We start from the raw sequence: 9,094 nt of genomic DNA on the forward strand, positions 1-9,094 counted from the left end.
GTAACTTAATAGTAATAAAAAAAGACACCGATGATCTATCGGTGTCGTGACCTTGTTAACGCTGTTGTGACTTCTTACAGGTTTTGCGCTTTTTTGCGATACTCTTGCGGCGTTAATCCGGTTTCTTTCTTGAACAGCTTGGAGAAATGCGAGAAGTTCGAATAACCGACCGTCGCGGCAATGTCGCTAATGCGTATGTTCGTTTTCTCAAGCTCCGTGCGCGCTTTGTTTATCCGAAGCTCGACTAGGTAATCCGTTAGCGAGCGTCCAGTCTCTCGCCTGAACAACCTCGACAAATAGGCGGGATTAAGAAATACCGACTCCGCCGCTTGCTCGCGGCTGAATTCCTCGTGGAGATGACTCTCCATATGGCGCTGCACCTTCTCCACAACTTGCGACACATCCTTGCCTGACTGCTGCGAATAATCAGCGGTAAGTACGCAGATTTGCTGGGTCCAGGCACGCAGCCTATTCAGCGACTTAAGCGCCTGCTCTCCCTCTTCCCATTCGCCGCTTGGAAACACGTCGCTAGCCAGCAACGATTTTTTGTGCAGCCATCCGAACACCATATTCATAAAGCCGAAGTAGAAGGAAGCGATGAAGGTATAATCCGCACTGCGCTCCTGCATTTGATCGAAGCATTCATCGATCCGCAGCGACAACTCGGTCCGCTTGCCCATTTCCAGCAGCAGCGCCCAATCCGAGAAGTGAAATTGCAGCGGCGTACCTCCTCCGGTCGGCTTCGAATATTCCTTCTCCAGTATAACGGTCCCTACATCGCTGACATTGTTTTTCTCAAGCTCCAACAGCCGTTGGACTTTCGTCCGTACCTCTTGCACGGTGGCCGACTCTCCGATGTAGCATGACAGCTTGCAGTGCAGCAGCGATTGGCACTGCTGAATGAAGTGATTGCAGCGCAGTGCAATATCTTTGCCTGTTTCCTTGTCCGGCTCATAGAATATGACGTATAAGATACCATTCGCTTCCTGAACGACATGTCCAGGCTGTTCTGCAAGCACAAGCTCTCCGGCCGCGTTCTTCACGCCATAGGTCATAATCTCTTCATCCCTTGCCGACCATTCCTCGCGCCACTGCTCGATGCTGACGAGCACCGTTCGAACACTGCTAGCCGCCTTAAGCGGAATGCCGTACGTGTCCATAACCGGCTCAAGCTGGTTCGCTGCCGCGGATAGACGGTAATGGAACAGATCCTGCCAGAACCGTTCGACGAGCACCGGCCGCTGTTTATTCCATTGTTCATAATAGGATTGATACATGGAATGAACTTCATGGATCTGCTGCTGCTCGCGAACCTTCTCGATCGCTGCCGCCACACATTTCTTCAGTTGATTGTGATCGATCGGCTTAAGCAAATAATCGAAACAGTCAAGCTGAACCGCCTGTTGAGCATACTTGAAATCCGCATGTCCGGTCAGGAACAGTGTCACCGTATCGGGACAATGCTCATTCACCCATCGCAGCAGTTCGATACCATTTTCATTAGGCATATCAATGTCAGACAATAAAATATCGATTCGCTGCTCGTTAAGCAACTCCTTGGCCTCTTCGGCATCATAGGCGGTTTCGATCTTGGCAATCGGCAGATCGCTCCAGTCAATGCCTTGAACAATACCTCTAATCGCTATATCTTCATCGTCGACGATAAGCAAATTATACATGTGCAGATGTCCCCTCCGTCGGTATTGGCAATATAATCACAATAGATGCCCCGCCTAGCTCGCCACCGTTGTTGAACTGGACGGACGCTTTGTCACCGTATATTAAGTTCAATCGATGGATAACGTTCATAATGCCGAGACTCGACGAGCCGTCCTGCGATATCGGAATGTTCCGCTGCAGAAGCGGCAGCACTTCATCCGAGAAACCTGCCCCGTTGTCTTCGATTGTCATGCGGAAGCTTGTTGCCGTCTTCTCGTCGCTGCCGACATGATCCGCTTTGATTTTCACTTGGAACAGCCTGCGCCTGTTTTTGAAGCCGTGAATAATCGCGTTTTCTACGAATGGCTGTACGGTCAGCGCCGCCACCTGGAAGCCGCGGATCGATTCCGGCACTTCGAAAGTGCATTCAAGCTTATCCGGGAACCGCAACGATTGGATCGTCATGTAGTTCTCGATGTGGGACAGCTCTTCGGCCAGTGTAATCATATCCCGATTGGCTCTCATGATGAAACGGAAGTAGTCTGCAAGGTGCAGCGACATCTTCTTCACCCCGTCCGTATCGTTCAACGCCGCTAGATTATAAATAATATTCAAGCTGTTCATATAGAAATGCGGATTGATCTGCGCCTGCAGCTGCCTCAGCTCGCCCTGCTTCACGCGGAGCTGTTCCTCGTACACGTCAATCTTCAGAGTCTTGATCTGCTCTGCCATCTTATTAAACGTATTGCCCATGAATGCAAATTCGACTGTTTTGCCAGTCTTGAGCCTTACATCAAGCATCCCTAATGAAATCTTCTTCATCCCCACAATGATCTCATGCAACGGCTTGAACAGCATCTTGCGCATGAAGAGCATATATAAGAGCAGCAGCACGATAAAACCTAAAGGGGCAAACAGTGCTACCTTCTGGAAAAACATCAAATCACGCAGCAGCGTCTCCTCTGGAACGACGACCTGATAAGCCATCGTCGCCATTCCGCTTGACCGGCTCATGACGAGATAGGTCTGATCCGTCTCCGCGTTCGTCACGGACTGATACGGCTCATCCGTTATAGGCATCTGCCAATGGATCGGAGGCTCGCTCTCCGTCAGTGATTCCTTCATCTCATTGCCGTTCGTCAAGAAGATTCCGCTATGTCCGATATCCCCGTCGCTCCACTGAATCGCAAGCAACTGGTCGATGTCTTTAATGCGTATGATGGCTCCCGCATATAAGCCGGGCGTTACTTCAATGCTGTTGATCAGAAAATATTTGCCCGGCATCCGGTCGTCGTGCCGCACCTCCCACTTTCGCAGCCCCTGCTCGTACTCCAGAGGCCGCTTCACGATCTCCTTCATATGCGTTTCAATAATAGCCCGTGTCGTATTATAGTCGCTATCCGTGCCGAATATCGTATCCTTGTCATGATAAAGGAAGACAGAATTAATCATGCTGTATACGCCTACGTCGCGCTTAATCTTCGTATCAATCCGAATTTTGGTAAGTGTGTAGAGATCAGACTCAATCGGGAATGACATAAGCAGACCAACATCCACGTCAAGAACGGACATTTTGAGCAAATAGTTCTGAATCTCTTCCAAATTCGTATCTGTCTGCCTTACGAATATATCTAACGTATTGCTGTATGTCTCTGTAACCTTATCCCGTACAATATCTCGCGCATAAAAATGATTAATCAGCATGAATACCACGATCGGCAGCATGACCGCCACAAATCCTAAAATAATGCTAGTACGCAACGAATGATTGTATTTCACACGCAAGCTCCTCGACCGATATCATTTCGTTACCTATTTTAACATGTTAAGCGCTTTCTATATAGAATAATCTGGATAACGCAATAAAAAGGACGAGCCGGTGGTATCCCGAGTCGCCCTCATTGTTACTGCTTTATTTAGATGCCAATCTTCTTGCTTGCAAGGTAATGTATCAGATAAAGGAACCCCGCCGCGAATAACGCCTCTACAAGCATAGGCCCTGCTGCGATTGCGGTATGCAGCGATGCTGGCAGTTGAATCGTTCCTTCTCCCGATGTGCTCGTCATTTGCACGGATACGATTCCAAACATCGCATTGGTCGAGTCAAGCTCTAACAACACATTTTCAACCCAAGACAGCAGTATTGCCAAACCGAAGAAAGAAACGATGCMAATCCATATTCTTTGCTTCGTATTTATACTGTGTCCTATCGTTATGGCCACAAGTATCGTTAGGATAATCATAACGACAGACCATAAGAAGCTCACCGTGATGCCCATCACACTGCCAAACGTCAAGGAATCAAGCTCCACAATATCAGCTAGATGCCGCCCCATCATTGAGAAATAGACATAGTTGTGAATAAGTGCAATAACCCCAATGACCACAACACATACCAAGCTCAAAATGATTATAGCTCCTACGCTCTGAAGGGGATGAGTCGGCAGAAGTCGACGATTATAAACACGCAAGCTTTGATCGTAGCTCTTGCAGCATTGCCCCACGGTCAGGAGTGTAGCCAGCGAATAGAGCATGGTCCCTAATATATAGACGACGAATTCGTCCCAATCGCGTGTAAGCGCCGTTATGGTCAACGCCGTTTGCAATAGGATGACAATAGCCAGAACACCAAGAAGGAAAGCGGCATTGCGCTTCCAGTCGTACTTCAGAAGCCTAAGCATCGCCGTACACCTCCTTGAACCTTTCATCTACACTTTGCCCTTTGTTAGCTCTTATCGTCTCCACATCTTCATGCAGAACAATCTCGCCATCCCTAATAAAAACGACTTCATCGAATATCCGCTCAATATCGTGCACCAAGTGTGTGGCGATCACCAAGCTGCTGTTTTCATCATAATACTCCACAATCGCATCAAGTATTTTGCCTCTGGCAACAGGGTCAACGCCCCCAATTGGTTCATCGAGCAAATACAATTTAGCATTACGGGATAAAGCAAGCGTAAGCTGAAGCCGCTCCTGCATCCCTTTGGATAAGCTGCTCACGCGAACATCTCGCTCCAGCCTCATGAACTGTAACATCTCATTCGCTTTTCCCGTATCAAAGTCAGCGTAGAAATCCTGATAGAAGGTTATCGCATCCCTCACTCGCATCCAACCTTCCGCAAGCGGCTGATCTGGCATGAAGGAAGTGAACGAGCGTGTCTCTCTTCCGACTTGTTGACCATTGATCACTACATGTCCTTTGTAGCTAGGAATAAGGCCAGCGACGATCTTCATCAGCGTACTCTTGCCGCTTCCGTTGCTGCCGAGCAAACCGACGATTTTACCAGGACCGATCTTTAAAGATACCCCGTTCAATGCTTTCCTCGTTCCATAATGCTTCGATACGCCGTTCAGTTGCAGCAAGTCATTCACAAACAACCTCTCCTATCCGTGATCTTCATCATTAACAGCCTCGGCTACGATCGTAATAATATCGTCATTCCGGAATCCAAGCTCTTGCATCCCCTGGATGAACCGATCTATGAGGTCTCCTGCCATTTCTTTTTTGATCTCCATAATTTTATCTACCTCGCTTGTCACGTATCTTCCTAGCCCGCGCTTCGTCTCTACGATCTGCTCTCGCTCCAGCTCCTGAAACGTACGTTGTACAGTGTTAGGGTTAATTTGCAGTTCGACGGCAAGCTCTCTGACGGATGGGATTTTGTCCCCCGCCTTCAGCTTTCCGACTACGATTTGCTTCTTCATATGATTCATGATTTGCAAGTAGATCGGCAGATTGTTATCAAACTCTATGCTCACAATGAATGATGCTCCTTCCCGCCGCCCGAACGTCGTTAGGCTCGTCTATTTCCTTAAGCGATATCCCGTTTCTTGAATGTAACAAAGCTTACTCCTAGAAATAAGATTACATATACAAGAGCCACAATACTAGAAAAAGTTAGCGTCATCCCATCAGCCGGCGTTTCACCAATTCGATAAACCGATAGGTCAGTGTTCAGGAAGAAAAAGTATTTGTAGAATTCGTATTTGGCCAGAAGGGCGTTGAATATGCTTTCCATCAGCACGGCAAGCATACCTATACCGATCGTTGCTCCGGTTGACTTCGTTAATACACCGAACATGAACGTCAACGTTACGTAGATGACGGTGTATATCGTTTGATACAAGGTGGTTAGCCATATGTCGCTCCAATTGCTTTCCCCGCCGCTGTAATCCAATGTAACGAATCCTGCGATTAGAGCTGTTGCCAGCGAAAACAGGATCAGAGACAGAACGAACAACAGCACCGCTACATATTTCGACGCTAACACAGCTGTTCGGCTATGCCCTCTAATGAGGAGCAGCTTAATCGTCCCGAGCTGATATTCCTTCGCCAGCACCCCAGCAGAATAAATAATAGCGAGGAAGGAAGTGATCTGTCCTAGGCCGCTTCTGCCGATTACCGACGCCGTAAAGTCCAGTGCGGATGGAAGCTCCTGACCGTTCGACACTTCCATGATGATGTAAGTGAAGCCTATCGTCGCAAGCAGCAATACTGCATAGGCAATGTAGAAGCTTCGCTTCTTGGACATTTTCAACCATTCATTTACGACAAGCTTGCTGAATCTACGCAATTCGATTGCCTCCCGTCCATTTGATGAACTCGTCTTCCAGCGATAGCTTCGTTTCCGTAATACGATACACCTTGATCTGCTTATTGGCAAAAGAGCTCAGTACGTCCGGAATGCGTTCGTTATCGAGCGTAACAACTAACTCTTCTTGCGCAGGCCGCTCTTCTGTTATCGTAACGCCTTGCAGTTCTAATACTTCTTTCTTGGCTTTGTATACATTATCTACTCGGAAAGCTACTGTCACCTGACTCGACTCGCTTGAATCGACACCAATCGTACGATGCGTCACCAGCTTGCCTTCCTGAATAACGACAACGCGGCTGCACATAAGTTCCATCTCGGAAAGCAAATGACTGGAGACGAGAATCGATATATTCTCCTCCTTCGCAATTCGCTTCAAATACTCTCTCATTTCGCGAATGCCTGCCGGGTCAAGTCCGTTCGTCGGCTCATCCAGTATAAGCAGCGATGGCTCATGCAACAGCGCCTGAGCGATGCCCAATCGCTGGCGCATCCCTAAGGAATAGGCTTTAACTTTCTTGTTCAGCGCATTCTCAAGACCCACTAGCTCCGTCACCGCTTTAATACGAGCAACCGTAATATTTTCATTCATCCGTTGATACTGCTTAAGATTATCGAGGCCGGTCATGTACGGATAGAACTCCGGATTCTCAATGATTGCCCCAACCTCTTGCACCGCCTTCAAAAAGTGGTTGCGAACGCTATGCCCTTGGATAGCCACATCACCTTCACTCATCTCGATCAGTCCAACGATCATTCGAATCGTTGTCGTCTTACCTGCTCCGTTCGGTCCAAGCAGGCCAACAATCTCTCCCTTATGAACATCGAAGCTCAGATTATCTACGAGCGCTTTGCCGCCTATCCGCTTCGATACGTTCGTGAGTCGAAGAACAGGCTCATTACCTTGACTAGACATTCTCCCAACCTCCTGCGTATTTGTGTATTAGTTAAATAGTACACCGTGTAGGGTTGAAATGTAAAGCTATAGTTTTATTAGATTAGAAAACACAAAAAAAGCTCTTAAGATCGTTAGATCTTAAGAGCTTCATGATTGTGTGTGATGGTGCCGGCGAGAGGACTCGAACCTCCACGGTTTCCCTCACGATTTTGAGTCGCGCGCGTCTGCCATTCCGCCACGCCGGCATATTCATTTGTAAAGATGGCGCGGCCTAAGAGATTCGAACTCCTGACCTTTTGATTCGTAGTCAAACGCTCTATCCAGCTGAGCTAAGGCCGCACATTTGTCGAGATATTGTGGAGGCGCCACCCAGACTCGAACTGGGGGTAGAGCTTTTGCAGAGCTCTGCCTTACCACTTGGCTATGGCGCCAAATAAAGATTGGAGCGGAAGACGGGAATCGAACCCGCGACCCTCGCCTTGGCAAGGCGATGCTCTACCGCTGAGCCACTTCCGCGAAACAATGGCTGGGGATTCAGGGATCGAACCTGAGAATGACGGAGTCAAAGTCCGTTGCCTTACCGCTTGGCTAATCCCCAACAAAGTATAAAACCTAATTTTAAAATTAATGGGGCGATCGAGGGGAATTGAACCCCCGAGTGTCGGATCCACAAACCGATGCGTTAACCACTTCGCCACGACCGCCATGTTAAGATATTCAATTGGCAGGGGCAGCAGGAATTGAACCCACACCAAAGGTTTTGGAGACCTTTGTTCTACCTTTAAACTATGCCCCTAAGGTAAACTTGGTGGAGGATGATGGATTCGAACCACCGAACCGTGAGGAAGAGATTTACAGTCTCCCGCGTTTGGCCACTTCGCTAATCCTCCATGTGGTGCCGTCGAGAGGACTTGAACCCCCAACCTACTGATTACAAGTCAGTTGCTCTACCAATTGAGCTACAACGGCATATCCAATTGCTTCAGGTATTGCTAGTACATCATGGTGGCTCGGGACGGAATCGAACCGCCGACACGAGGATTTTCAGTCCTCTGCTCTACCGACTGAGCTACCGAGCCTGATGTTTGTAATGGCGGAGCTGACGGGATTCGAACCCGCGGTCTCCTGCGTGACAGGCAGGCATGTTAGGCCTCTACACCACAGCTCCACATCATATTCTCGGATCATTCCGAAGGTAAACATTGGTTGCGGGGGCAGGATTTGAACCTGCGGCCTTCGGGTTATGAGCCCGACGAGCTACCGGGCTGCTCCACCCCGCGTCGTTAAAAAGTTATAATGGTGGAGGATGACGGGATCGAACCGCCGACCCTCTGCTTGTAAGGCAGATGCTCTCCCAGCTGAGCTAATCCTCCATATCGTCTTGAGCGACTTTTATATCTTACCATAGGCTCAAGTCTTAAGTCAAGCACTTTTTTCAATCTTTTTGTAAAGAAGTTGGTGACCCGTAGGGGATTCGAACCCCTGTTACCTCCGTGAAAGGGAGGTGTCTTAACCCCTTGACCAACGGGCCGTATATGGCAGAGAGGAAGGGATTCGAACCCTCGAGACCCGGTTAGAGCCTACACGATTTCCAATCGTGCTCCTTCGACCACTCGGACACCTCTCTACAATGGCTCCCCGAACAGGACTCGAACCTGTGACAACTCGATTAACAGTCGAGTGCTCTACCAACTGAGCTATCAGGGAATATACTGTTTTCGCTGATTACGCATCTGAATTGCTTCAGAAAGACACAATCACTCGAAATCAAAGCATTGCGCCTTGAAAACTGGATACGAAAGATGTTGTTGCTGAACTTTAGCTGTTGCCTACAGGTTGTATGGACCATATAAGCTCTTTAGGATAAGCCCTCGACCGATTAGTATTCGTCAGCTACACACATTGCTGTGCTTCCACCCCGAACCTATCAACCTCGTCGTCT

The 9,094-nt window shown here is 48.5% G+C and carries 7 protein-coding genes, 16 tRNA genes and 1 rRNA gene; all 24 read right to left on the reverse strand.

The genetic code is table 11. The annotated features are described in order from the left end of the window. Window positions 1–74 precede the first annotated feature (74 nt). The gene (locus tag AB4Z33_RS19330; RefSeq protein ID WP_442051484.1) at window positions 75–1,679 is read right to left on the reverse strand and encodes a response regulator; all 1,605 of its coding nucleotides are present in this window, start codon (window positions 1,677–1,679) and stop codon (window positions 75–77) included. Next, a complete protein-coding gene (locus AB4Z33_RS19335) occupies window positions 1,672–3,438 on the reverse strand; it encodes a sensor histidine kinase (protein ID WP_442051485.1) in 1,767 nt (588 codons plus the stop codon). The genes AB4Z33_RS19330 and AB4Z33_RS19335 overlap by 8 nt, the downstream gene beginning before the upstream one ends. 137 nt (window positions 3,439–3,575) lie before the next feature. Then, the gene (locus AB4Z33_RS19340; protein WP_442051486.1) at window positions 3,576–4,340 is read right to left on the reverse strand and encodes a hypothetical protein; all 765 of its coding nucleotides are present in this window, start codon (window positions 4,338–4,340) and stop codon (window positions 3,576–3,578) included. Then, window positions 4,333–5,034, reverse strand: coding sequence for an ABC transporter ATP-binding protein (locus AB4Z33_RS19345; RefSeq protein ID WP_442051487.1), 702 nt, complete (start codon window positions 5,032–5,034; stop codon window positions 4,333–4,335). The genes AB4Z33_RS19340 and AB4Z33_RS19345 overlap by 8 nt, the downstream gene beginning before the upstream one ends. Before the next feature lie 12 nt (window positions 5,035–5,046). Further along, window positions 5,047–5,421, reverse strand: coding sequence for a GntR family transcriptional regulator (locus AB4Z33_RS19350; RefSeq protein ID WP_442051488.1), 375 nt, complete (start codon window positions 5,419–5,421; stop codon window positions 5,047–5,049). 53 nt (window positions 5,422–5,474) lie between these two features. Beyond that, the gene (locus AB4Z33_RS19355) at window positions 5,475–6,236 is read right to left on the reverse strand and encodes an ABC transporter permease (RefSeq protein ID WP_442051489.1); all 762 of its coding nucleotides are present in this window, start codon (window positions 6,234–6,236) and stop codon (window positions 5,475–5,477) included. Further along, window positions 6,229–7,170 (reverse strand): ABC transporter ATP-binding protein, encoded by a 942-nt coding sequence (locus tag AB4Z33_RS19360; protein ID WP_442051490.1) that lies wholly within the window; start codon window positions 7,168–7,170, stop codon window positions 6,229–6,231. Before AB4Z33_RS19360 ends, AB4Z33_RS19355 begins: the two co-directional genes overlap by 8 nt. Before the next feature lie 145 nt (window positions 7,171–7,315). Continuing rightward, window positions 7,316–7,397, reverse strand: a tRNA-Leu gene (locus AB4Z33_RS19365). Window positions 7,398–7,414: 17 nt separating this feature from the next. Continuing rightward, window positions 7,415–7,491 (reverse strand) — tRNA-Arg (locus AB4Z33_RS19370). Window positions 7,492–7,509: 18 nt separating this feature from the next. Then, window positions 7,510–7,583: transfer RNA gene (locus AB4Z33_RS19375), tRNA-Cys, on the reverse strand. 10 nt (window positions 7,584–7,593) lie between these two features. After that, window positions 7,594–7,668 (reverse strand) — tRNA-Gly (locus tag AB4Z33_RS19380). A gap of 7 nt (window positions 7,669–7,675) precedes the next feature. Then, window positions 7,676–7,750: transfer RNA gene (locus AB4Z33_RS19385), tRNA-Gln, on the reverse strand. A gap of 30 nt (window positions 7,751–7,780) precedes the next feature. Beyond that, window positions 7,781–7,856, reverse strand: a tRNA-His gene (locus tag AB4Z33_RS19390). A gap of 18 nt (window positions 7,857–7,874) precedes the next feature. Continuing rightward, window positions 7,875–7,948, reverse strand: a tRNA-Trp gene (locus tag AB4Z33_RS19395). 10 nt (window positions 7,949–7,958) lie between these two features. Next, a tRNA-Tyr gene (locus tag AB4Z33_RS19400) sits at window positions 7,959–8,042 on the reverse strand. 3 nt (window positions 8,043–8,045) lie between these two features. Next, window positions 8,046–8,121, reverse strand: a tRNA-Thr gene (locus AB4Z33_RS19405). A 34-nt stretch (window positions 8,122–8,155) separates the two neighbouring features. After that, window positions 8,156–8,231, reverse strand: a tRNA-Phe gene (locus tag AB4Z33_RS19410). Between the two features lie 12 nt (window positions 8,232–8,243). Continuing rightward, window positions 8,244–8,320, reverse strand: a tRNA-Asp gene (locus AB4Z33_RS19415). 35 nt (window positions 8,321–8,355) lie between these two features. Beyond that, window positions 8,356–8,432: transfer RNA gene (locus AB4Z33_RS19420), tRNA-Met, on the reverse strand. 17 nt (window positions 8,433–8,449) lie between these two features. Further along, a tRNA-Val gene (locus AB4Z33_RS19425) sits at window positions 8,450–8,525 on the reverse strand. 83 nt (window positions 8,526–8,608) lie between these two features. Beyond that, window positions 8,609–8,683: transfer RNA gene (locus AB4Z33_RS19430), tRNA-Glu, on the reverse strand. A 5-nt stretch (window positions 8,684–8,688) separates the two neighbouring features. Then, window positions 8,689–8,779 (reverse strand) — tRNA-Ser (locus tag AB4Z33_RS19435). Between the two features lie 4 nt (window positions 8,780–8,783). After that, window positions 8,784–8,859 (reverse strand) — tRNA-Asn (locus AB4Z33_RS19440). A gap of 152 nt (window positions 8,860–9,011) precedes the next feature. Then, window positions 9,012–9,094, reverse strand: a 23S ribosomal RNA gene (locus AB4Z33_RS19445); the annotation flags it as partial.

It is taken from the genome of Paenibacillus sp. 2TAB19, from assembly GCF_052115185.1.
Lineage (GTDB): Bacteria > Bacillota > Bacilli > Paenibacillales > Paenibacillaceae > Pristimantibacillus.